This is a genomic window from Streptomyces sp. NPDC007872 (genome assembly GCF_042868165.1).
Taxonomy (GTDB): domain Bacteria; phylum Actinomycetota; class Actinomycetes; order Streptomycetales; family Streptomycetaceae; genus Streptomyces.
This window is the reverse complement of sequence record NZ_JBIAEA010000002.1, coordinates 82,486-105,093: the sequence shown is the minus strand read 5'-3', so window position 1 is coordinate 105,093 and position 22,608 is coordinate 82,486. Positions and strand designations below refer to the sequence as shown.

The window sequence follows — 22,608 nt, the reverse complement described above, 5'->3', positions numbered from 1 at the left end:
CAGGCCAGTTCCTGGCTTCCGGCGTCCGGGGACGCCGGTCACAGTGGCGGGACCGTGCCGGATTCGCACCGGCTTCCTGGGTCCTGCCGCCCGGGTTCCGGGTCAGTGTCTCAGGCGTCGTACGCCTCGACGACCTCGACCTCCTCCTCGGTGACGACGCCCTCGACGATGGTGAAGGAGCGGAACTGGAAGGGTCCGGCGCCGTCGGTGTCGGCGGTGGAGACGAGGACGTAGTGGGCGTGCGGCTCGTTGGCGTACGTGATGTCCGTGCGGGACGGGTAGGCCTCGGTCGCGGTGTGCGAGTGGTAGACGATCACGGGGTCCTCGTCCCGGTCGTCCAGGTCGCGGTAGAGCTTGAGCAGGTCCGCGGAGTCGAACTCGTAGAAGGTGGGCGAGCGGGCGGCGTTCAGCATGGGGACGAACCGCTCGGGGCGGCCGCTGCCGGCCGGGCCGGCGACGACGCCGCAGGCCTCGTCCGGGTGGTCCGCGCGCGCGTGTTCCACGATCTGGTCGTACAGGGCCCGGGTGATGGTCAGCATGGCGACAGGATAAGCAGACGGGCCCTCCCGTACCGAGGAGTGGTACGGAAGGGCCCGGATGCTGGGACGGGTCCGGTCAGGAGCGCTTGGCGAAGGCCGCGCCCTCGGGGTTGCGGGACTTCAGGACCAGGTAGGAGACGCCCAGGAGCAGGCCCCAGACCGGCGCGCAGTAGAGGGAGACGCGGGCGCCCTCGTCGATGCCCATCATCACGATGACCATGAGGATGAAGGCGAGCGCGAACCAGCTCGTGTACGGGGCTCCCGGGGCCTTGAAGGAGGACTCGGGCAGCTCGCCGCGGTTCGCCTTGGTGCGGTAGCGGATCTGGCAGACCAGGATCATGATCCAGGCCCACATGCCGGAGATGGTGGCGAAGGAGACCACGTACTCGAAGGCCTTGCCGGGGGCGACGTAGTTGATCCAGACGCCGACCAGCATGAGCGCGGCGGAGAAGGTGGTGCCGAGCAGCGGGATGCCGCTCTTGGTCAGCTTCGTGAAGACCTTCGGGCCCTGGCCGTTGAGCGAGAGGTCGCGCAGCATGCGGCCGGTGGAGTACATGCCCGAGTTGCAGGACGACAGGGCCGCGGTGAGGACCACGAAGTTGACGATGGCGGCGCCGACGCCGAGGCCCATCTTCTCGAAGGCGGCGACGAACGGGGAGACGCCCGGCTGGAACTCGGTCCACGGGACGACCGACAGGATCATGATCAGGGCGCCGACGTAGAAGACGGCGATGCGCCACGGCACGGTGTTGATGGCCTTGGGCAGGACGGTCTTCGGGTCCTTGGACTCGCCGGCGGTGACGCCGACCAGCTCGACGGCGAGGAAGGCGAACATCACGATCTGGAGCGTCATCAGGGTGCTGCCGACGCCGTTGGGGAAGAAGCCGCCCTGGTTCCACAAGTGGGCGACCGTGGCGGTGTCGCCGGCGTCGGAGAAGCCGACGGTCAGGATGCCCGCGCAGATCAGGATCATGCCGATGATGGCGGTGACCTTGACCATGGAGAACCAGAACTCCAGCTCGCCGAAGAGCTTCACGGAGATCAGGTTGGCGCCGTAGAGGATCACGGTGAAGACGAGGGCGGAGACCCACTGCGGGATGTCCCACCAGTACGTCATGTAGGTGGCCGCGGCGGTGACCTCGGTGATGCCGGTGACGACCCAGAAGAGCCAGTACGTCCAGCCGGTCACGAAGCCGGCGAAGGGGCCGACGAACTCCCGGGCGTACTCCGAGAAGGAGCCGGAGACCGGGCGGTACATGAGGAGCTCGCCCAGGGCGCGCATGATGAAGAAGATGACCAGGCCCGCGATCGCGTAGGCCAGGATGAGGCTGGGTCCGGCCTTGTGGATGGCCTTGCCCGCGCCGAGGAAGAGTCCGGTGCCGATGGCACCGCCGATCGCGATCATCTGGATCTGCCGGGCGCCGAGGCCACGCTGGTAGCCCTCGCCGCCGCCCACGGCCCCGTCGGTGCCGTCGTGCTGCTTGTCGACCTGCACAGAGGTCATGGTGGTGCGCCTTTCTCCATGCTGATCCGCGCGACTGCGAGTGCGTCTGCCGCGGACCAGATCCTGATCCCCCCGGATGTGGATGGAGTGCCACCGGCGGTCAGCCGGCCCGAGCGCCCTCGGGAACAGGGGTGGCGTCCCCGAGCGGTCGTGAAGATTTATCACGGCGTCGACAGTGATCGAGGGAGATGCGCGTGGCGCGGGTCACATAAAAATACGGACATACGCGATGACAAGACGGCCAAGCGGACGCTCCGATAACGCATTCGTTATCCGGATTTGAGCGTCCGCTGAGCGAACGGCGCGTGTCGCGGCCCCCTCGGGGCGCTTTCAGGAGGAGGAGAGCAGGGTCTCCACGAGGGACTCCTGGAGGGCCCCCAGCCAGAGGTACGCCATGACCATCGGCTTGCGCGGGTCGGAGTCCGGCAGCCGGTAGAGCCGCTCGCTCTCCTCGTCGTCGGAGACCTCCAGACGGGTCCCGATGGTCAGCCGGAGGTCGTTGAGCGCGCCGAGCCAGGCCCGGGACTCGTCCGGGGTGAGCTTGAGGACCGCGCCGCCCTCCCCCGCCGCCTCGGCGGAGAGGGAGTCCAGGGCGCGCACCACCACGAGGGCGTCCTCGCGCTTGCGGGCGCGCAGGTCGTTCTCGGTGTAGCGGCGGAAGTCGGAGGCGGCCGCCCGCAGTTCCTCGGTGTCGTCCCCGTACGCGTCGGGGAAGAGGCGCCGCAGGGCGGGGTCGGACGGGGGCTCGCTGGGGCCCTCGGCGAAGAGCGCGGCCAGCGGGTCCGCGTCGGCGGCGGGCTCGTCGCCCGGCCCGATCAGCTCCATGAGCTGCACGGAGAGGGAGCGGAGGATGGAGATCTCGACGTCGTCGAGGGCGACGGCCGCGCCGCCGCCGGCCAGGGCCTCGAAGCGGCCGGCCATCAGCCGCGGTCCTGGGTGAGGGTCGCCCAGAGGCCGTAGCCGTGCATCGCCTGCACGTCCCGCTCCATCTCCTCGCGGGTGCCGCTGGAGACCACCGCGCGGCCCTTGTGGTGCACGTCGAGCATCAGCTTGTGCGCCTTGTCCTTGGAGTATCCGAAGTACGACTGGAAGACGTACGTCACGTAGCTCATCAGATTGACCGGGTCGTTGTGCACGAGGGTCACCCAGGGCACGTCCGGTTCGACGACGGCGGAGACCTCCTCGGCCGATTCCGTACGTTCGATCTCAACAGGCGCGACGCTCACTCCCCCCATGCTGCCATCCCGGGGGGCCCCTCGCACAAACGGGGCCACGCCTCCGCCGCGGGCGCGGACCTAGAAATCGTCACTCTGACGATTTCTGCGCTAGCATCACCGGCATGAACGCTGCGGACCTTGGGCTGCCGGTGGACGTTCCGTCGACGGCGCTCTTCACCGATCAGTACGAGCTGACCATGCTCCAGGCCGCCCTCAGGGGCGGCACCGCCGACCGGCGCTCCGTCTTCGAGGCCTTCACCCGGAGGCTGCCCGAGGGGCGGCGCTACGGCGTCCTCGCGGGCGTCGGACGGGTCCTGGACGCCATCGAGAACTTCCGCTTCGACCCGGCCGTCCTGGACTTCCTGCGCGAGCGCGCGATCGTCGACGAGCCGACCCTGGAGTGGCTGTCCCGCTACCGCTTCTCCGGGGACGTCTGGGGCTACCCCGAGGGCGAGGTGTACTTCCCCGGCTCCCCCGTCCTGCGGGTCGAGGGCTCCTTCGCGGAGTGCGTGCTCCTGGAGACCGTGATCCTGTCGATCCTCAACCACGACTCGGCCATCGCGGCCGCCGCCTCCCGCATGTCGGCCGTGGCCGGCGGGCGGGGCCTGATCGAGATGGGCGCCCGGCGCACCCACGAGCTGGCGGCCGTCGCCGCCTCCCGCGCCGCCTACGTCGGCGGCTTCGACTCCACCTCGGACCTGGCGGCCGGCTTCCGCTACGGCATCCCGACCGTCGGCACCTCCGCCCACGCCTTCACCCTGCTCCACGACAGCGAGAAGGACGCCTTCCGGGTCCAGGTGGAGAGCCTGGGACGCGGCACGACCCTGCTCGTCGACACCTACGACGTGGCCGAGGCCGTGCGGACCGCCGTCGAGGTGGCCGGGCCCGGGCTCGGGGCCGTCCGGATCGACTCCGGGGACCTGCTGCTCGTCGCCCACCGGGTGCGGGCGCAGCTCGACGAGCTAGGCGCCCGGGACACCAGGATCGTCGTCACCTCGGACCTCGACGAGTACGCCATCGCCTCCCTCGCGGCGGCCCCGGTCGACGCGTACGGGGTGGGCACGCAGCTCGTCACCGGCAGCGGCCACCCGACCTGCTCCATGGTCTACAAGCTGGTCGCGCGGGCCGGCTCGGCCGACCCGAAGGCGCCCCTGGTGCCGGTGGCCAAGAAGTCCCTGGGCGGCAAGGCCTCGGTCGGCGGGCGCAAGTGGGCGGCCCGCAGGACCGACGCGGCCGGCGTCGCCGAGGCGGAGGTCGTGGGCACCGGTCCCGTCCCGCCGGAGCTCGCCGACCGGCAGCTCCTGGTTCGACTGGTCGAGGGCGGGCAGGTGGTGGGACGCGAGCCGCTGGAGGCCGCGCGGTCCCGGCACATCGCGGCCCGCGCCGGGCTGCCGATGTCGGCGGTCCAGTTGTCGCGCGGCGAGCCGGTGCTGCCGACCGAGTACGCCTGACGCCCGAGCCGTCCGGTCCGTACGCCTCCACAGGACGGCGTAGCCGCCGCAGTGGCCCGGGGCGCCCCCTCCCGAAGGGGAGGGGAAGTCTCTAGGCTCGTTCCCACCCCTCCGACGCCCGAAGGACACCCGCCATGCACCGCGCATTGATCGTTGTGGACGTTCAGAACGACTTCTGCGAGGGCGGCAGCCTCGCGGTGAGGGGCGGGGCGGACGTCGCCGCCGCCATCACCGACCTGGTCGGCCAGACGGCGGGCACCTCCTACCGGCACGTCGTCGCCACCCGCGACCACCACGTGGACCCGGGGTCGCACTTCGCCGCGCCCGGCGAGGAGCCGGACTACGTCACCTCCTGGCCCGTGCACTGCGTGGCGGGCACGGAGGGCGTCGGCTTCCACCCCAACTTCGCGCCCGCCGTCGCCAGCGGGGCGATCGACGCCGTCTTCGACAAGGGCGCCTACGACGCCGCGTACAGCGGCTTCGAGGGGCGGGACGAGAACGGCCTGACGCTGGCGCGGTGGCTGCGCGAGCGGGAGGTCGCCGAGGTCGACGTGGTGGGGATCGCCACCGACCACTGCGTGCGGGCGACGGCCCTGGACGCGGCCCGGGAGGGCTTCCGCACCCACGTGCTGCTCGACCTGACGGCGGGCGTGGCGGCGGCGACGACGGAGCGGGCCCTGGAGGAGCTGCGGGCGGCGGGCGTGGAGCTGACCGGCAAGCCGGTGGTCTGAGCCCGTCCCCCCGGGGCTCCGCCGGACAGGCCCTAGGCGGCGCGGCCGCGGGGCACGGCGCCCGCGGGCGCGTCCCGTACCGCCGGCTCCCGGGGCAGGGAGCGGGCCGGATGCCAGAGCTCCTGGGCGGCGCCCGGGGTGGACCTCCACAGCAGGCCGTCGGGGTGGTGCAGGACGGCGGTGACCTCGTCCGGCGTGGGCGGCTCGGTGTTCCCCCGGAGGTAGACCGCGCGCAGCCCCAGGTTCCGCAGCCGGGTCAGGGCGCGGGCCCGGTTCGCCGCGTGGACCAGGAAGCGGACGGTGGCGCCGTCGCCGGCCGGGCTGGGCAGCCCTATGGCCACGACCACGCTGCCGCCCGGCAGCTTGCAGAACCCTCCGTTGGGCATGCGGAACCACTCCCCCGTGGTCGGTGTCAATAAGAAAAGCGTCAGACGCACCTAAACACGATCGGCCGCCGCCCGCTAGAGGGCGACGGCCGATCACGCTTTGACCTGCGGTTCTACCGATTACTTCTTCGACGGACCCACGCGGACCGTGATCGTCTCGCCGTTCTTCGGCTCCTTGACGACCTCGATCTTGGTGTTGGTGTCAGTTACCTGGACACCGGCGCGAGCGGTCTCCTGGAACCAGTAGGTGCCCTTCCGGTCGTCGAAGACCGGGTTGCCCTTGAGCGACGGCACGAAGGTCGCGACGTCCGCCTTGTGGAGCTGGAGGGCGTCGGTCCTGTAGGTGCCGAAGGTGGAGTCGTACGCCTGGACGCGGTTGCGCATCAGGGTGCCGTCCTTCCACTTCAGCGGGGACGGGTGGGCGTCGACCGGAAGGATCAGACCCTGGCCCGGGTGGACCGCGGTGTTGTTGTCCTTCTGGGAGAGGTCCCACTTCCAGATGAGCAGGCCGTTCTGGTACGGGTAGTGCTCGACCCAGGTGGCCTTGTCGCCGGTGAACCCGAAGTTGTACGGGCCGACCTTCAGGGTCTCGTCGTACGAGACGTACTGGCGGTTCTCGGCGATGTAGTACTGCTCGTACGCCTTGGTGAAGCCCTTGCCGACGCGGGAGAAGCCCTTGGCGGCCCAGCCGTTGTCACCGTTCTCGACGTTGTCGGAGAGGACGGCGGCACCGTCGGCGGTCACGGTGATGGCGTCGGCGGTGAAGCCCTTGCCGCCCGCGCCGCCGTCCGTCTGGTAGCGGAAGCGGAGGTCGAACTTCTTGCCCGCGTAGGCGGACAGGTCGTAGACCAGCTTCTTGTGGGTGCCGGAGACGTCGGTCAGCGCCGGGGCGCCGCTGGCGTCGCGCGGGATCCGCTTGCCGTCGGCGGTGCCGTCCAGGGCGGTCCAGTTGGCGCCGTCGGTCGAGACCTCGGCGTACAGGTAGTCGTAGTCGAGCTCGATGTCGTACCAGCCCTGGAGCTCCAGGGAGGCGGACTTCTTGCCGGTGAGGTCGACCGAGCGGGTCAGGGTGTTCTTGAGGTCGTCACCCATGCCGCTCCACCACTGCGTGTTGCCCTCGGCGGGCGCGACGATCTCGGTGGTGACCTGCTTCTTCGGCAGCTCGACGACGAGCGCCTGCGGGTTCTTGGTGTTGTACTCCGCGACGCCCAGCTTGTGGGTGGAGTTCCACTTGCGGGCCTCGTTGGCGACCTTGGTGTAGTTCAGCCAGCCGAGCTGGAGCTTGTCCCAGGCGTTCATGTCGCCGGGCAGGTCGCCGATGGCGTCCTTGCCGCGGCCGAGCCAGGAGCCGGAGGACATGAGCGACCAGAAGCCGGTCGAGTTCTCGGCGCCGGCCAGGCCGGAGGTGTCGTACAGGTCCGGCAGGCCGAGGTCGTGGCCGTACTCGTGCGCGAAGACGCCGAGGCCGCCGTTCTCCGGCTGCATCGTGTAGTCGCCGACCCAGATGCCGGAGTCGCCGATCTGCGTGCCGCCGGCCTTGTTGTTCGCCGGGCCGGTCTTGCCCGCGTTGGTGCCGTACGCGTACCAGCGGTGGGCCCACAGGGCGTCGCCGCCCTGGGCGCCGCCGCCCGCCGACTCGTCCTCGCCCGCGTGGACGATCTGGAAGTGGTCGATGTACCCGTCGGGCTCGTTGAAGTTGCCGTCGCCGTCGAAGTCGTACCGGTCCCACTGGTCGTACTGCGCCAGGTCGGCCTTGATCTGGGCGTCGGTGCGGCCCTTGGCCTTCTGGTCGGCGGTCCACGCGGTGACACCGTCGCGGACGGCGTCCCAGACGTTGGAGCAGTTGCTGTTGCCGCAGTAGTTCGAGCCGTAACGGGCCTCGTTGTACTCGACCTTGACCCAGTCGGAGACGCCGCCGTCGACCGAGTACCGGCCGGACGAGGTCTTCTCGTAGTAGGTCTTCAGCGACTGCTTGGGCTGCCCCTTGGCGTCCTTGCCGGTCCCGAAGTACAGGTCCTGGAAGTGCGCCTGGTTGTAGTCCTTCTGCCAGGCCGTGGAGTTGTCGTTCTTGCGGTTCGGCTTGGCTATCTGGTTGTGCAGCGGGCCGGGCGTGCCGCCGAACTTCGGCTTCGGCTCGGTCGTGTCGTCGTCGGCGCGGTCGACCAGGGTGGTGTTGTCCACCTTGTCGCCGAACTCGACGAGGATCGTGAAGATCTTGTCGGTCTTCTCGCGGCCCAGCTCGACGTACTTCTTGCTGTCGAGCTTGACGACCTGCGAGCCACCGCGGCGCTCGACCTTCTTCTTGCCGCTCAGCACCTGCTCCAGGGCGGCCTTGCGCTGCTGCTCCTGCTGCTCGCTGAAGGGGCCCTCGAGGTCGTGGTCGACCGCCGTCTTGTCGATGCCGACGCCGGGCGCGCCGGGCGCCGGGTCGTGGCGGACGTCGGCCGGCGTCACGCTTCCGTGGTTGTCGGCCCACGCGGTGCTGAAGGTCGAGGCGGTGGCGGCGGTGGCCGCGAGCGCCACGACGACTGCGGACGCTCTGATCGCCCGTCGTCTGTTGGTCACTTGATGTAGTCCTCCCCGGCGCCCGCCCCGACGGACCGAAGGTGGGGTGTCCGTTCAGCGGGTCGCGCGTCACAAGTGACGACATTCGACCGGAGTGAGGCCAGAAAAGACAGATCTTGACTTGCGCACACCAACTGCACTATGTGGGAGCGGGTTTCCGGTAACCGGACGCCCGGTGGGCGCACCGCGAAGGATTTTTGACGATCACATGACCCTGTGCGCCCCCCGTGCACCGGCGGCGGGCGGGACCGCGCTTACCCCTCGTTCCGCGCGGGCATCGACCGTCGTAGAGTCGAACCGTTGTCTTGAGGGGCGGGTACTCGTCATGCAGCGTCCGAACGCCGCGCAGCTCATCCGTGGTTCGGCCACCGTCGTCCTCGCGACCGTCGCCCTGCTGCTGCTCTCCGGTACGACGACGACCCCCGGCATCACCGCGGCCTGTGCCGTCGGACTGCTGCTCGGCGTCCTCGTGGCGGTGACGATGCCGGGGCGAGCGGGGTCCGTCAAGACCCCTGCGCCGACCGCGTCCGCTTCCGGGACCTCCGAAGACGAAGAGATCCGGGTGCCGGCCGCGCGCGTGGGCGGGAGGGCCGGGACCCGGATCGGTTCGTGACGCCCGCGGCGCGGGGTCGGGTGGGGTTCCCGCACGGTCCCTACCGCGGGACGGAGACCACCACCGTCTTCGCCGCCTTGTCGTGCAGGCCCTGCTTGTAGGGCTTGTCGACCAGGATCAGGATCAGCAGGAGCAGCGGCCACAGGCAGGCGCAGCAGATCAGCGCGGGCAGCCACAGCACGACGGCGCGCAGCAGCGACTGGTTCATCGGGGGCGTCGAGCCGTCGTTGAGCATCGCGACCCGCAGCTTCATCAGCTTCTTGCCGAGGGTCTGGCCGTTCCTGGCCGTCAGGACCGTGTCGTAGGCGACGTACGCGACGATCGTGATGAGCTGGAAGACCAACTGGCCCCCGCCGTTGAAGCTGTTGAACGCGTCGCTGAAGTCGTCGTCGTTCGTCACCCGGTCGTAGATCTTGAACGGGATGCCGATGATCGCGAGCGGGATCGCGACGATCACCCAGTCGATGAGCCGGGCGAGGATGCGGCGGCCGGAGTCGGCGAGCGGCGGCATCCCGGCGAGCGGATCGGTCCCGCCGTACCCACTGCCGTAGCCGCCTCCGTACGGGGGCGGGGGCGCGTTGTCGTACGGGGAGCCTCCGCCGCCGCCGTACGGAGAGCCGTACGGGTTCCCGGGCGGGGGCGGGCCGCCGGGGGGCGCGCCCTCGGGAGGCGGCTGGCCGCCGGCGGGCGGCGGGGGTTCCTGGGGCCTCTTGCGGAACGGGTCGTCGTCGGGCGGCGGACCGGGCGGCGGCTGGTCGGTGCTCATGGGGGCAGTGCATCCCGGGCGGGAGGCCCCCGCAAGGAATCACCGCCCGTTCGGGGGACCCGTCACCGGACCGGCCCCGGCCCGGCCCCGCCGGATCGGCGTGCCACGAAGGTGCGGGCGGCCTTGTCGTGCCAGCACTGGCGCCAGGGGCGGTCGAAGAGGCACCACAGGACGTTGAGGACGCCGACGGCCAGGAGCCCCAGGACGCCGTAGACCAGCCAGCGCTTCAGGGACCCGCCGAACGTCGGCGGCTCGTGCGCCTCGATGTCCCGCACCTGGATCCCGCAGAGCTTCTTGCCGAGGGTGCGGCCCCACTTGGCGGTCGGCACCACCTCGTACAGGATCCCGATGACGACGAGGGCCGCCAGGGCGATGCCGAACTGGACGGAGGTCGTCGAGTCCACCAGCCAGACCTGGACGGTGGTGCCGGACTGCCGGGCCGCCTCGATCTTGCCCTCGATGTGGTCGAGCGCGGCGGTCACGAAGGGGAAGGCGGCCGCGCCGGCGAGGGCGCCCATGACGGCGGAGTCGACCAGACGGGCGACCAGGCGCCTGCCGAGCCCGGCGGGACGCGCGGAGGCCTGCGCGCGGGCCGCCTGGAGGAAGGGGTCCTCGACCGGCGGCTTCCAGGGGGCGACCGGCTGCTGCGGCTGTTCCTGGGGCTGGGATTGGGGCTGTGCCTGTGGTTGGGGCTGTGCCTGTGGCTGGGGCTGTGCTTGCGGCTGCGGCTGGGGCTGTGCCTGCTGCGGCTGGGCCCAGGCGGGGGCGGGCTCCGGAGCCGGCTGGGGCGCGGGCGCCGGGGCGGAGGCGGGAGTGGGGATCGGGGTGACGGGCATGCCGCCGAGGCGGGCGGCCTTCCCGGTCGGGCGGTGGCCCGTCGGCGGCGCGGGTGCGGGGGCCTGCGCCTGGACCTCGGGCTGCTCGCCCGCGCCCGCGACCGGCCACTCCGCCGGGGTGCGCGGATCGGGGGAACGGGGCGCGCCCCAGGAGACCTTCTGGTCCCGGTCGCCGCCGAAGCCGGTCTGCCGGGAGCTGTCCGCCTGCCAGGCCGGGGCGGACTCCGCCGGGGCCGGGTCCTCGTCGAGGAAGACGGGCCCGGTCTCCTCCACGGTGGGTACGGGGGCGGGGACGGGCGCGGGCGCCGGGGACTCCGGCCGGGGCCGGGCGGCCACGGGGGCGGGCGCCGGGACCTGGGCGGGCACGTGCGCGGGGGCCTGGGACTGGGCCTGGCCCTGGGGCTGCTGTCGGACCGCGGGCTGGTCCACGGCCGGGGCCGGGGCCTGCGCCTGGGCCGGTACGGAGGCGGCCGGCCGCTCGGGCGCGGCGGGTCGTTCGGGCGCGGCCGGGGGCGTCGGGGCGGGGCCGGAGGCCAGGAGCGGGCCGGCCGGGACCGCGGCGGCGGGCGGCCGGGACGGGACGTCGCCGGTGTCGGAGGGGGCGGGCCGGCTCGTGCCGGGAACCCACGCGCCCCCGTTCCAGTACCGGATGTATCCGGGAATGGACGGGTCCGGGTAGTACCCCGCCTGCGGTACCTCTCCGCCGCCTCCAGGAGGAGTAGCCACTGCCCCGACTCCGTTCAGTCACAACGCCTTTGATCCGCACGGCAGCGCGCCGGGCGTGCCGCGCCCAGGGATGACAGTAACGAAGAACGTCGCCGAGGGAACGAAGAGCCCGCGAGAAAGGCCGCCTTCGGGCGACACGCCGCGGAATCGGTCACTCCGCGTGATGTTCGGGCCGATGCCTTCCGTTCGCTCGTCCAGAGGAGCATGCCCGGGACGACCCCGGGCACACGGGACCGGAAAAAACTTCCCGAAAAAAATCTTCCCGAAGTCGCGTAATGAGTCGCGGGCACCCCGCTCTCTCCTGGTGAAGGCCCGCCCGGGGCCGTCCGTGAGAAGGAGTACGACCATGCAGAACACCGACGACACCACCGTCGAGCGCGAGCTGGAGCTGAAGCTGGTGCTCTCTCCCGAGCGTGCCGTCCCGGTGCCCGCGCGGCTCGCCTACCGGACGGACGACCCGTACGCCGTCCACATCACCTTCCACGTCGGCACGGACCACCCGGTCCACTGGACCTTCGCGCGCGAACTGCTGGTCGAGGGCGTCTTCCGGGCCTGCGGCCACGGGGACGTCCGCATCTGGCCCACCAAGGTCGACGGCCGCGGGGTCGTCCTGATGGCGCTCTCCTCCCCCGACGGCGACGCCCTCCTGGAGGCCCCGTCCGCGCAGGTGTCCGCCTGGCTGGAGCGGACCCTGCGCGCGGTGCCGCCGGGCACCGAGTCGGAGCGGCTCGGCATCGACGACGGGCTCGCCGAACTGCTCGCGACCGCCGTGGCCGCCGACGACCTGTGGCTGCGCGACCCGTGGCCGTCGGACGAGTCGCAGGACGGCGAGTACTGAGCCCGTGCGCGCGCCCCTCCGGGGAGGTTCAGAAGAGCTTTCCGGGGTTGAGGAGCCCGAGGGGGTCGAAGGTCGCCTTGATCCCGCGCTGGAGCTCCAGGCCGACCGGCCCCAACTCGCGCGCCAGCCACTCCTTCTTGAGGACGCCGACGCCGTGCTCGCCGGTGATGGTGCCGCCGAGGGCGAGCCCGAGCGCCATGATCTCGTCGAAGGACTCGCGGGCCCGGCGCGACTCGTCCTCGTCGGTGTGGTCGAAGCAGACGACGGGGTGGGTGTTGCCGTCGCCCGCGTGCGCGCAGACGCCGATGGTCAGACCGTACTTCTCCGCGACGGCCGCCGTGCCGTCGAGCATCTCGGCGAGCCGGGTGCGGGGCACGCACACGTCGTCGATCATCGTGGCGGACTTGAGGGTCTCCAGGGCGGTGAGGGAGAGCCGGCGGGCCTGGAGGAGGAGTTCGGACTCGGCGGCGTCGGCGGCCGGGACGACCTCGGTGGCGCCCGCCGCCGCGCACAGCTCGCCGACGGCGGCCAGGTCGGCGGCCGGGTCGGGGGTGTCGAAGGCGCACAGGAGGAGCGCCTCGGTGGTGTCGGGCAGACCCATGCGCGCCATCGCGTTGACGGCCCGGACGGTCGTGCGGTCCATCAGTTCGAGGAGCGAGGGGGTGTGGCCGCGCTCCATGATCGCGCAGACGGCGGCGCAGGCGGCGGAGGCGGAGGGGAACTCGGCGGCGAGCGCGAGCTGGACCGGGGGCTGCGGCTTGAGGGCGAGGACGGCCTTCACGACGACGCCGAGGCTGCCCTCGGAGCCGACGAAGAGCCGGGTCAGGTCGTATCCGGCGACGCCCTTGGCGGTGCGGCGGCCGGTGGTCAGGAGCCGTCCGTCGGCGAGGACGACGTCGAGGCCCAGGACGTACTCGGCGGTGACCCCGTACTTGACGCAGCACAGGCCGCCGGAGGCGGTGCCGATGTTGCCGCCGATGGTGCACGTCTCCCAGCTCGACGGGTCCGGCGGGTAGTACAGGCCCCGTTCGGCGACGGCCCGGGACAGGACGGCGTTGACGACGCCCGGTTCGACGACGGCGATCCGGTCGACGGGATCGATCTCCAGGATGCGGTCCATCGTGACCAGGGAGAGCACGATGCAGTCGTCGGAGGCGTTGGCGCCGCCGGACAGGCCGGTGCGGGCGCCCTGCGGGACGACGGGGACGCGGAGTTCGGTCGCGGTGCGCATGACGTGCCGCACCTGTTCCACGGTGCGCGGGAGCACGACGGCCGCGGGGGTGCCGGCCGTGCAGAAGCTCGCCATGTCGTGGGCGTAGGAGGCCGTCACGTCCGGGTCGGTGAGCAGGGCCTCGGCGGGCAGTCCGGCGAGCAGGCGCTCGTGGAGACGTGACCGGAGGTCGTCCTTCTGCGGCGTCTGGAGATCGTCCATGCGTCCAGCGTGGCACCCGGGGGCCATCGGTGTGAACCCGCCGGAGCGGGCGCTTCGCGTGCTCTTCGCGCGGGCGGGGCCGGGCGCACAGTGAGTGCCGTGAAGAGCCAGAACGTGTCCAGGACGGTCCTCGCCGCCGGCGCGGGCGCGGTGCTCGCGGCGACGGCGCTGCTGTACGCCCCGGAGTTCCTCGGCCGGGGGGCGCCGCCCCCGCCGGGACCGGCGGAGCGGGCGGTGATCGCGGCGCGCGCGGGCGCGCAGGCGTCGCTCCCGGACCTGGCCGCGCTGATCGCGGACCGGGAGGAGTGGCTGCGGACGCATCCGGACGACGGGGCGTCCTGGGCGGAACTCGGCGCGGCGTACGTGGAGCGCGGGACGCGGCTCGGGGACGTACGGGACCATCCGCGGGCCGAGGAGGCGCTGCGCCGCTCCCTCGCCGCGCGGCCCGCCGCGCGCGGCAACACGGCGGCGCAGGTGGGCCTGGGGGCCCTCGCGGGGGCGCGGGGCGACTGGCGGGCCGCCCGGGAGTGGGGCGAGCGGGTGCGGAAGGCGGAGCCGGGGCGCTGGCCGGTGTACCCGGTCCTGATCGACGCGTACAACGGCCTCGGCGACTACGGGGCGGCGCGCGGGGCGATGGAGAGGCTGGAGGAGCTGCACGCGGGCGCGGCGGTACGCGCGCGTGCCGCGCAGACGTACCGCGACCGGGGCTGGCGCGAGGACGCGGACGCGGCGGCCCTGGACGCGGTGGCGCTGGCGGAGTCGGACGCGGAGAGGGCGGCGGCCCTGGGGCGGGCCGGGGACCTGGCGTGGGAGCGGGGCGAGCCGGAGGAGGCCCTGGAGCGGCACGGGGCGGCGCTGCGGCTCGTACGGGACCACGGGCCCTCGCTCGCGGGCCGGGCGCGGGCGCGCGCGGCCCTGGGGCGCACGGAGGAGGCCGTACGGGACTGGCGGGCGGCCCTGGACCGGCTGCCGCTGCCGGAGTACGCCCTGGAGGCGGGCGAGTTGTCCGAGTCGCTGGGCCGGGAGGAGGAGGCGCGGGCCCTGTACGAGCGACTGCGGACGGGGGCGTGGGCGCGGGCGGAGGTGCCCCTGGGGCTGCTCGACGCGGACCACGGCGACCCGGCGGCGGCGGTGGACCGGCTGCGGGCGGAGTGGGCGCGCGGGCACCGCTCGGTGGGGGCGGCGGACGCGCTGGGCTGGGCGCTGTTCCGGTCGGGGCGGGCGAAGGAGGCCCTGGAGTACGCGAAGCGGGCCACGGAGGAGGGCTTGCGCAGCGCCCTCTTCTCGTACCACCGGGGCGAGATCGAGCGGGCGCTGGAACTCCGCGGCCCGGCCCGTCGCCACCTGGCGGAGGCCCTGCGGATCAACCCGTCCTTCTCGCCCCTGCACGCCCCGAGGACGGAGGCGGCCCTCGCGGCGCTCGGCGAGCCGCCGGACGAACTGCCGGAGGGGGCGGAGCCGAAGGAGGCGGCGGGGCCGAGGAACGCGGGAAAGCCGGTGCGTACGGAGGAGGCGGGTCCGGAGAAGGCGGCGGGCGCGGAGAAGGCGGCTGCGGGCCCGGGTACGCGCGCGTAGGCGCGGTGCGGGCGGTCCGGGAAGCCGGGTACGCGCGCGTGGCGCGGTGCGGGCGGTCCGGGGGAGCCAGGTGCGTGCGCGCAGGGCGGTGCGGGAGGCGCGAGGAGCCGGGTACGCGCGTGCGGTCAGGTGCGCGCGTACCCGGCCGTCCTCGAAGGGTGGCGTCCCGGGCGAGCCCCGTGTCCCGCCGGAACGCCGGGGCCCGACGCCGGGCCGGTGGGTGGCCGGGCCGGGTCGGCCCGGTCGGTGGCGCGGCGAGGGGGCCCGGGGTGCTGCCCCGGGCCCCCTCGCGCGCGTGGGCGGAGCCCCTAGAGGTTGCCGCGCTTCTCCTGCTCGCGCTCGATCGCCTCGAACAGGGCCTTGAAGTTGCCCTTGCCGAAGCCCATGGAGCCGTGGCGCTCGATCATCTCGAAGAAGACGGTCGGGCGGTCCTGGACCGGCTTGGTGAAGATCTGGAGCAGGTAGCCGTCCTCGTCGCGGTCGACCAGGATCTTCAGCTCGCGCAGGATCTCGACCGGCACCCGGGTCTCGCCGGCCCACTCGCCGAGCGTGTCGTAGTACGAGTCGGGGGTGTCGAGGAACTGGACGCCGGCGGCCCGCATCGAGCGCACGGTGGCGACGATGTCGTTCGTGGCGAGCGCGATGTGCTGGACGCCGGCGCCGCCGTAGAACTCCAGGTACTCGTCGATCTGCGACTTCTTCTTCGCGATCGCGGGCTCGTTGATCGGGAACTTCACCTTGAGGGTGCCGTCCGCGACGACCTTCGACATGAGCGCCGAGTACTCGGTCGCGATGTCGTCGCCCACGAACTCCTTCATGTTCGTGAAGCCCATGACCTCGTTGTAGAAGCCGACCCAGTCGTTCATCCTGCCGAGCTCGACGTTGCCGACGCAGTGGTCGATGACCTGGAAGGTGCGCTTGGCCGGGGGCTCGACGATCGGGTTCGCGGGGACGAAGCCCGGCAGGTACGGGCCGCTGTAGCCGGAGCGCTCGACGAGGGTGTGGCGGGTCTTGCCGTAGGTGGCGATGGCGGCGAGGACGACCTTGCCGTGCTCGTCCTCGACCTCGTACGGCTCGGCGATGCCGGTGGCGCCGTGCTCGACGGCGTACGCGTAGGCGGCGCGGGCGTCCGGGACCTCGATCGCCAGGTCGACGACGCCGTCGCCGTGCTCGGCGACGTGCTCGGCGAGGAAGCGGCCCCAGTCGGTGGAGGCCTTGATGACGGAGGTGAACACGAAGCGCGCGGCGCCGTTGGTGAGGACGTAGCTCGCCGTCTCGCGGCTGCCGTTCTCCGGTCCGGAGTAGGCGACCAGCTTCATGCCGAAGGCGGTGGAGTAGTAGTGGGCGGCCTGCTTGGCGTTGCCGACGGCGAAGACGACCGCGTCCATTCCCTTCACGGGGAAGGGGTCGGCCTGCCGCGCCGTGGAGGGGGTGTGGTGGATGGTCTCAGTCATGGCAGCAATGTCCCGTCGTTCGGCAAGGTGCGCAAGAGTTTGCTCACCCGCTGGTCAATCTGTACAGCGACACGCCAGGATGGTCGGGCGACTTGTACATCCTGACCACGGAGGGACCGCTGTGGCGATCGATCATCTGGACGGGCGGCTGATCGCGCTGCTCGCGCGCGAGCCGCGCATAGGGGTCCTGGAGGCGTCCCGGCGCCTCGGGGTGGCGCGGGGGACGGTGCAGGCGCGGCTCGACCGGCTCCAGGCGTCGGGGGTGATCCGGGGGTTCGGGCCGGAGGTGGACCCGGCGGCGCTCGGCTATCCGGTGACGGCCTTCGCGACGCTGGAGATCAAGCAGGGGCAGGGCGCGGACGTGCGGGGGCACCTGGCGACGGTGCCGGAGGTCCTGGAGCTGCACACGACCACGGGCCACGGGGACATGCTCTGCCGGCTCGTGGCCCGCTCGAACGCGGACCTCCAGCGGGTGATCGACAAGGTGGTGGGGTTCGAGGGGATCGTGCGGGCGTCGACGGCGATCGTGATGGAGAACCCGGTGCCGCTGCGGATCATCCCGCTGGTGGAGCAGGCGGCGAGCGGGGAGCCGCTGGCGTAACGGGCCACCGCGCAGCGGGAGTTCCACCCAGAGCAGACCATGCAAAGAAGTCCTTGCAAAGAAAGCCTTGCAAGGACTTCTTTGCATGTCTACGCTCGGGGCATGCCCGAGCCCGAGAAGCGCCCCGGGGGAACCCCCGGGGAACACGTCGTCCACCCCCTCGACCCCCGCTCCCTGCGCGGCCTCGCGCACCCCCTCCGCATCCAGCTCCTGCGCGCCCTGCGCCACCAGGGCTCCGCCACCGCCTCCCAACTGGCGGAGCGGCTCGGGGAGTCCAGCGGGGCGACCAGCTACCACCTGCGCCAGCTCGCCGCCCACGGCTTCGTCGAGGACGACCCGGAGCGCGGCAAGGGCCGGGAGCGGTGGTGGAAGGCGGTCGCGAGCGGCACGACCTTCGACGAGTCGCTCCACCGGAACGAGGACCCGGAGGTCCGGGGCGCCGTCGACGTCTACATGCACGAGATCGCGAACATCCACACCCAGGAGCTGAACACCTACCTCGGCACCCGGGAGGACTGGGGCCGGAAGTGGCTCGGCTCCGCCGACATGAGCGACTTCACGCTGCGGCTGCCCCCCGCGAAGCTGCGCGAGCTCGGCGAGAAGGTGCACGCCCTGATGGAGGAGTACCGGACCGCCCCCGAGCGGGACGCGCCGGACGCCGAGCGCGTACGGGTCCACCTGCACGCGTTCCCGCAGCGCGAGGACTGAGCGCACCGCCCGCCGAAGCCCCCGTACGCACACGGAAGGACCACGCACATGCATGCCGACATCCACCTCCAGTTGCACGCCCTGACCGCCGCCGAGGCCCACAGGGCCGCCGAACGCCCCCACCAGGAAAGGGAGTTCGAGGCCCCCTCCCTCCGCGTCCAGCTCGGCTGGCGCCTCGTCGAGCTGGGGCTGCGGCTCGCGACGCCGGCCGACCGCCCGGTCACCCTGGCCGCATGACCGCTCCGGGGGGAAGGAAGGAACGGGGGGACGTACGGCCGCTGGCCACCGTCCTGTCCGCCAACGCCGTCTCGATCACCGGCAATTCGCTCACCCTCATCGGCGTCCCGTGGTTCGCCCTGGAGACCACGGGAAGCCCCGGCAAGGCCGGGCTCGTCGCCTTCTGCGCCGCCCTGCCCGTCCTCGTCTCCGCCCTCGCCGGCGGCCCGGTCATCGACCGGCTCGGCCGCCGCCGGGTCAGCGTCGCCTCCGACCTCGTCTGCGGCCTGGCGCTCGCCGCGATCCCGCTCCTGCACCACGCCGGGGTCCTGCGGTTCTGGACGCTGTGCGCCCTGATGGCGGTCAACGGCCTGTGCCACGCGCCCGGCGAGATGGCCCGGCACGTCCTGGTCCCCGACCTGGCCGGGCGCGCCGGGACCTCGCTCACCCGGGCCGCCAGCCTGTACGACGCCGTGTCGCGCGGGGCCCGGATGACGGGCGCCGCCGTCGCCGGGCTGCTCGTCGCGTTCCTGGGCGCCGACACGGTCCTGCTCCTCGACTCCGCGACCTTCGCCCTCTCCGCGCTGCTCGTCCTGGCCGGACTGCGCGGGGTGCCCGCGGCGGAGCCGGTGCGCGGCGGTCCGCGCCTCTCCCCCGCCCGCTACCGGGCCGATCTGCGCGAGGGGTACGCCCACCTGTTCCGCGCCAGGCTGCTGCTCGGCATCACCGTGATGGTGATGGTGACCAACGGCCTCAGCCAGAGCTGGAGTTCGGTCCTGCTCCCGGTGCACGCCCGGGAGGAGCTGGGCGGCCCCGCCGCCCAGGGCCTGCTGGTCGCGGTCTTCGGCGGCTGCGCCCTCGCCGGGGCGCTGCTCTACGGGGCGGTCGGGGAGCGCTTCCCGCGCCGGGCCGTGTTCACGGCCGGGTTCCTGGTCGGCGGCGCCCCGCCGTACGCGGTGGCCGCGCTCACGGACACCACCGCTCCGCTCCTGGTGACGCTCGCGGCGGCCGGGTTCGGCGTCGGGGTGCTCAACCCGATCCTGTCCACGGTGATGTACGAGCGGGTCCCCGAGGAGCTCCGCAGCCGGGTCATGGGCGCGAGCACGGCGGGGGTGCTGCTCACGACCCCGCTGGGCGGCCTCGCGGCCGGCCTCCTGGTCGAGCGGATCGGCCTGGCGGCGACGCTGCTCGGGATCGGGGCGCTCTACTTCCTGACGACGCTCTCGCCGCTGGTGTTCCCGGCGTGGCGGGAGATGGACGCGAAGCCCGGACCCGCCGGTCCCTCCGGACCCTCCGAGGAGATCAGCAGGACGGAACCTTCGACTCCTGCCCCTGCTCCAGGGCCCTGAGGGACGCCACCGCGTCGCCGAGGGCGGTGACGGGGACGAGCCGCAGCCCCTTCGGCAGCTCGGCCTCCGCGTCCGAGCACTCCGCCTTCGGCACCAGGAAGACGGTGGCGCCGTCCCGGGCGGCGGCCTGCGTCTTGAGGGAGACCCCGCCGACGGCGCCGACCTTCCCGTCGGGCGCGATCGTGCCCGTACCGGCGACGGTCCGGCCGCCGGTGAGGTCGCCGCCGTCCCCGTCGCCGTCGAGCTTGTCGACGATGCCGAGGGAGAAGAGGAGCCCGGCGCTGGGCCCGCCGACGTCGGCGAGGTGCAGGGTCACCTTCACCTTCTCGGGGTCCTTCTTCAGATACCCGAGGGCGGCGAGGGCGGCCGCGTCCTGCGACTGCCTCATCTGGCCGAGGTTGTGCTTCTCGATCTCCGCGTCCGACTTCCCCGTGGGGTAGACGGACCCCTTCGGCAGGACGGCCCGGTCGGCGCGGAACCAGGCGTCGGCCACGTCCCCGAAGCGGATGTCCGCGGACGGGCCGGTCGCCAGGATCGTCGTCATCCGCAACTGCCCGTCGGTCTTCCGGACCGGGGCGCCGGTGATCGTGATGACCGGCTTCCCCTGGTCCTCGCCCAGCACGTCGGCGGTCGAGCCGGGCTGCGCGATCGCGTACGGCAGCGGCGCGAGCCCGACGACGGCGAAGAGGCCGGCGACGGGCAGCGCGCAGAGCGCGAGGACACGGGGACGGGAGAGGCGGGAGAGCACGCCCCCAATCTACTGGGACGCACGGGGGTACGGGGCCGGGCCCCGGGCCTTCAAGGCAGGTGGCGGGCGAAGAAGGACCGCAGCTCCCGTCGTACGGAGGAGACCGCCGCGGCCGGACGCGCGGGGCCGACGAGCGCGTCCCTGGTCCCGGCGGTGACGAGCCCCGCCGCCCGGAGCTGCGGGACGAGGGACGCGTGGTCGCCGAAGACCCAGTGGTTGCTTCCGGCCAGCCGGACGCGGCGGCCCGGGACGCCCGCCCAGGAGGCGGTGAGGCGGGCGGCGCCCTCGAAGCCGTCCGTACGGAAGTGCAGCAGGGGCCGGTCGAGGCCGCCCACGGGGTCCAGGTCGAGGTACCCCTCCAGGTTGGCCCCGGCGGCGATCCGGTCGTCGCCGGCCAGCGCGGACACGGCGGCGGTGCCGCCCGCCGAGTGCCCGTAGACCCCGATCCGGTCCGGGTCGACGACGGGGGCGAGGGGCAGGCTCCCGAGCCGGTCCAGGACGAGGCGGAGGTCCGCGACCCGGGTGTCGACCATGGTGCGGAAGGTCGCCGGGTCCGGTTCCCCGCGCAGGACGGTGACGCGCATCCCGCCGGGCAGCTCCACCTGGCTCGCGTCGCCGGGGTGGTCGACCAGGACCACGACCCGGCCGTGGCTCGCCAGGTCCTCGGCGAGGGTCGTGCCCAGGGTGCGGGAGTCGCCGCCGCCCGGGCTGTACAGGAGGACCGGACGGCGTCCCGGGAGCGGGGGCGCGCCGACGTGCCCGTGGGTGAGGGTCGCGCCCCAGTCGACGCCGGCGGCCGGGAGGCCGGGGCGGACGCGGGGCGCGAGGACGGCGAAGACCCCGGCTTCGGCGGGGGTGAGCTGCGGGGCGCGCGGGAAGCCGCGGACGGTACGGGCCGGGTACAGGACGCTGATCACCACCTGGCGCGCGCCGAACGCGGGCTCCCCCGGCTCGGGCGTCCAGGGGTCGGGGCGGGAGGGGTCGGTCAGGACGAAGGTGCGCAGGCCGACGGGGTGGGGCCCGGCGGGCGCGGGCAGCCGGAGGACGAGGGGGCCGGGGGCCGGGGCGGTCCGGGCGGTCGGGGCGGTCCGGACGGCGGCGGTTCCGGCGGGGCCGGGCGGGACGGGTCGCGCGGTGGCGGATACGGCGGGGCCCGCCAGGAGGGCGGCGGCGCCGAGCAGGGCGGCCCTGGCGACGGTGCGGCGGCCGGGGCCGGAGGAGGAAGAGGAGTTCACGCACGGCATCCTTGGGCGGGACGGGGGCGTGGACGAGGGTTCAGGCCCTGCCCGAAAGGCTGGCGGGAGCGGGGGACGGATGCTGCGCGTCCACTTCACGGCGGAGGACCTCGCCCGGGTGCGGTTCGCGCCCCGGCCATCCCCGGTGGCGGAACTGCACGCGGCCCTGACGATGCTGGGCGCGCCGCACGAGGAGCTGCTCTTCGGCCGCTGGCGCGGCAGGCTCCTGCGCGCCCTGCCGGGCGCGGCGGGGCCGCTCGCGGACCTGGTGCCGGGCGGGTCGCCGCCGTCCTTCCTCGACGTCCTCGGCGAGACGCGGGAGGAGGGCTTCGCCCTGCTCCGGGAGGCCCGGCCGGAACTCATACGGTCGGAGCTCGAACGCGTGTACGCGGGGTGGAGCGCCGCACCGCCGTGGCTCCGGGGCCTCCACGAGGGGGACGCCGGGGCCTGGCGGGTGCTGGAGCGGGCGCAGCGGGCGGCGTACGAGACGGTCCTGGCGCCGGTGTGGCCGCTGGTCCAGGACCTGCACCGGGCGGAGTTCACCCGGCACGCGCTGGCCGTCGCCGAGCGGGGGCTCGGCGCGGCCCTGGCGGAGCGGGTGCCGGGCTCGCGCCTGTGGGACGGGGTGTGGGAGTGGCCGGGCGCCGCCGTCCGCCGTGAGGTGCGGCTCGCCGGGCGCGGCCTCGTCCTGCTGCCCACCTTCCACTGGCGGGGCGGCCCGCTGGTCCAGGACCCGCCGGGCCGCCCGGTGGTCCTCGCCCTCCCGGCGGGCCGGGGCCTGCCGCTCGCCGCCCCGGACGGCGCACCTCCCGGGGAGGCCCTCGCGGGGATCCTCGGCCGGAACCGCGCCGCCCTCCTGCACGCGCTGTCCGACGGCCCCCGCACGACGACGGACCTGGCCCGCCGCCTCGGCGTCAGCAACGCGACGGCCTCGTCCCACACCCAGGCCCTCCGCACGGCGGGCCTCCTCACCACGACCCGCACGGGCCGATCGGTCCATCACGAACGCACCCCGCTGGGGACGCTGTTGACCTCCTGAGACGGCTCAGGGCCGGGCGGGCGCGGGGGCGCGGGCCCGAAGCCCACACAGGGCTGCGCAGATGCCGACCCGCAGGGCC

Annotated in this window: 22 protein-coding genes and 1 riboswitch; of the genes, 10 read left to right on the top strand and 12 right to left on the bottom strand. The window is 73.2% G+C overall.

The genetic code is table 11. The features are described from left to right. Positions 1-5: 5 nt before the first annotated feature. Positions 6-79: riboswitch (cobalamin riboswitch) on the bottom strand. Between the two features lie 31 nt (positions 80-110). From ACFYNX_RS05680 to clpS, 4 genes are all read right to left on the bottom strand, one after another. Next, positions 111-539, bottom strand: coding sequence for a M67 family metallopeptidase (locus ACFYNX_RS05680; RefSeq protein WP_365538766.1), 429 nt, complete (start codon positions 537-539; stop codon positions 111-113). A gap of 76 nt (positions 540-615) precedes the next feature. Continuing rightward, entirely contained in the window at positions 616-2,043 is a 1,428-nt protein-coding gene (locus ACFYNX_RS05675; RefSeq protein WP_388658036.1) for an amino acid permease, read from the bottom strand. Positions 2,044-2,373: 330 nt separating this feature from the next. Next, positions 2,374-2,964 (bottom strand): DUF2017 domain-containing protein, encoded by a 591-nt coding sequence (locus tag ACFYNX_RS05670; protein WP_125661545.1) that lies wholly within the window; start codon positions 2,962-2,964, stop codon positions 2,374-2,376. Then, on the bottom strand, positions 2,964-3,278 hold the full coding sequence (clpS, locus tag ACFYNX_RS05665) for an ATP-dependent Clp protease adapter ClpS (protein WP_185893348.1): 315 nt from the start codon (positions 3,276-3,278) through the stop codon (positions 2,964-2,966). The genes ACFYNX_RS05670 and clpS overlap by 1 nt, the downstream gene beginning before the upstream one ends. Positions 3,279-3,382: 104 nt before the next feature. Here clpS and ACFYNX_RS05660 point away from each other — a divergent pair, with 104 nt between their 5' ends. After that, positions 3,383-4,711: a nicotinate phosphoribosyltransferase gene (locus ACFYNX_RS05660; protein ID WP_388658032.1), complete on the top strand. Its 1,329-nt coding sequence runs from the start codon at positions 3,383-3,385 to the stop codon at positions 4,709-4,711. A gap of 134 nt (positions 4,712-4,845) precedes the next feature. Beyond that, complete coding sequence (locus tag ACFYNX_RS05655) at positions 4,846-5,442, top strand: isochorismatase family protein (protein WP_365538778.1); 597 nt, start codon at positions 4,846-4,848, stop codon at positions 5,440-5,442. Between the two features lie 32 nt (positions 5,443-5,474). Here the strand turns inward: ACFYNX_RS05655 and ACFYNX_RS05650 are convergent, their stop codons facing one another. Continuing rightward, positions 5,475-5,828: a hypothetical protein gene (locus ACFYNX_RS05650; protein WP_125661557.1), complete on the bottom strand. Its 354-nt coding sequence runs from the start codon at positions 5,826-5,828 to the stop codon at positions 5,475-5,477. 120 nt (positions 5,829-5,948) lie between these two features. Continuing rightward, positions 5,949-8,393, bottom strand: a complete 2,445-nt coding sequence (locus tag ACFYNX_RS05645) for an immune inhibitor A domain-containing protein (protein WP_365538781.1) — start codon at positions 8,391-8,393, stop codon at positions 5,949-5,951. A gap of 325 nt (positions 8,394-8,718) precedes the next feature. Between ACFYNX_RS05645 and ACFYNX_RS05640 the strand changes: the two genes are divergently transcribed. Continuing rightward, positions 8,719-9,006, top strand: coding sequence for a hypothetical protein (locus ACFYNX_RS05640; protein ID WP_388658028.1), 288 nt, complete (start codon positions 8,719-8,721; stop codon positions 9,004-9,006). A gap of 40 nt (positions 9,007-9,046) precedes the next feature. On the opposite strand, the gene ACFYNX_RS05635 is transcribed toward ACFYNX_RS05640, so the two are convergent. Both ACFYNX_RS05635 and ACFYNX_RS05630 read right to left on the bottom strand, forming a co-directional pair. After that, entirely contained in the window at positions 9,047-9,772 is a 726-nt protein-coding gene (locus tag ACFYNX_RS05635; protein WP_388658025.1) for an RDD family protein, read from the bottom strand. A gap of 62 nt (positions 9,773-9,834) precedes the next feature. Further along, positions 9,835-11,334 (bottom strand): RDD family protein, encoded by a 1,500-nt coding sequence (locus tag ACFYNX_RS05630; protein WP_388658022.1) that lies wholly within the window; start codon positions 11,332-11,334, stop codon positions 9,835-9,837. 346 nt (positions 11,335-11,680) lie between these two features. Between ACFYNX_RS05630 and ACFYNX_RS05625 the strand changes: the two genes are divergently transcribed. Further along, positions 11,681-12,172, top strand: a complete 492-nt coding sequence (locus tag ACFYNX_RS05625) for an SsgA family sporulation/cell division regulator (protein WP_365538791.1) — start codon at positions 11,681-11,683, stop codon at positions 12,170-12,172. Positions 12,173-12,200: 28 nt separating this feature from the next. Here the strand turns inward: ACFYNX_RS05625 and ACFYNX_RS05620 are convergent, their stop codons facing one another. Beyond that, complete coding sequence (locus ACFYNX_RS05620) at positions 12,201-13,604, bottom strand: FAD-binding oxidoreductase (RefSeq protein WP_388658020.1); 1,404 nt, start codon at positions 13,602-13,604, stop codon at positions 12,201-12,203. A 99-nt stretch (positions 13,605-13,703) separates the two neighbouring features. Between ACFYNX_RS05620 and ACFYNX_RS05615 the strand changes: the two genes are divergently transcribed. Next, positions 13,704-15,179 (top strand): tetratricopeptide repeat protein, encoded by a 1,476-nt coding sequence (locus ACFYNX_RS05615; protein WP_388658017.1) that lies wholly within the window; start codon positions 13,704-13,706, stop codon positions 15,177-15,179. 308 nt (positions 15,180-15,487) lie between these two features. Here the strand turns inward: ACFYNX_RS05615 and hppD are convergent, their stop codons facing one another. Continuing rightward, positions 15,488-16,633: a 4-hydroxyphenylpyruvate dioxygenase gene (gene hppD, locus ACFYNX_RS05610; protein ID WP_388658015.1), complete on the bottom strand. Its 1,146-nt coding sequence runs from the start codon at positions 16,631-16,633 to the stop codon at positions 15,488-15,490. 121 nt (positions 16,634-16,754) lie between these two features. Here hppD and ACFYNX_RS05605 point away from each other — a divergent pair, with 121 nt between their 5' ends. The 4 genes from ACFYNX_RS05605 to ACFYNX_RS05590 all read left to right on the top strand — a co-directional run bounded on the left by ACFYNX_RS05605 (position 16,755) and on the right by ACFYNX_RS05590 (position 19,507). Beyond that, on the top strand, positions 16,755-17,234 hold the full coding sequence (locus ACFYNX_RS05605) for an Lrp/AsnC family transcriptional regulator (RefSeq protein ID WP_365538801.1): 480 nt from the start codon (positions 16,755-16,757) through the stop codon (positions 17,232-17,234). Positions 17,235-17,336: 102 nt separating this feature from the next. Continuing rightward, complete coding sequence (locus tag ACFYNX_RS05600; protein WP_365538804.1) at positions 17,337-17,942, top strand: winged helix-turn-helix domain-containing protein; 606 nt, start codon at positions 17,337-17,339, stop codon at positions 17,940-17,942. Between the two features lie 48 nt (positions 17,943-17,990). After that, a complete protein-coding gene (locus ACFYNX_RS05595) occupies positions 17,991-18,179 on the top strand; it encodes a hypothetical protein (protein ID WP_365538807.1) in 189 nt (62 codons plus the stop codon). Continuing rightward, positions 18,176-19,507, top strand: a complete 1,332-nt coding sequence (locus ACFYNX_RS05590) for an MFS transporter (RefSeq protein ID WP_388658012.1) — start codon at positions 18,176-18,178, stop codon at positions 19,505-19,507. Before ACFYNX_RS05595 ends, ACFYNX_RS05590 begins: the two co-directional genes overlap by 4 nt. On the opposite strand, the gene ACFYNX_RS05585 is transcribed toward ACFYNX_RS05590, so the two are convergent. Beyond that, on the bottom strand, positions 19,461-20,255 hold the full coding sequence (locus ACFYNX_RS05585) for a S16 family serine protease (protein WP_365538812.1): 795 nt from the start codon (positions 20,253-20,255) through the stop codon (positions 19,461-19,463). The genes ACFYNX_RS05590 and ACFYNX_RS05585 overlap by 47 nt on opposite strands. A gap of 50 nt (positions 20,256-20,305) precedes the next feature. Next, positions 20,306-21,499: an alpha/beta hydrolase family protein gene (locus ACFYNX_RS05580; protein ID WP_388658009.1), complete on the bottom strand. Its 1,194-nt coding sequence runs from the start codon at positions 21,497-21,499 to the stop codon at positions 20,306-20,308. Positions 21,500-21,569: 70 nt separating this feature from the next. On the opposite strand from ACFYNX_RS05580, the gene ACFYNX_RS05575 reads away from it, so the two are divergent. Continuing rightward, entirely contained in the window at positions 21,570-22,529 is a 960-nt protein-coding gene (locus ACFYNX_RS05575; RefSeq protein ID WP_388658006.1) for an ArsR/SmtB family transcription factor, read from the top strand. Positions 22,530-22,608 lie beyond the last annotated feature (79 nt).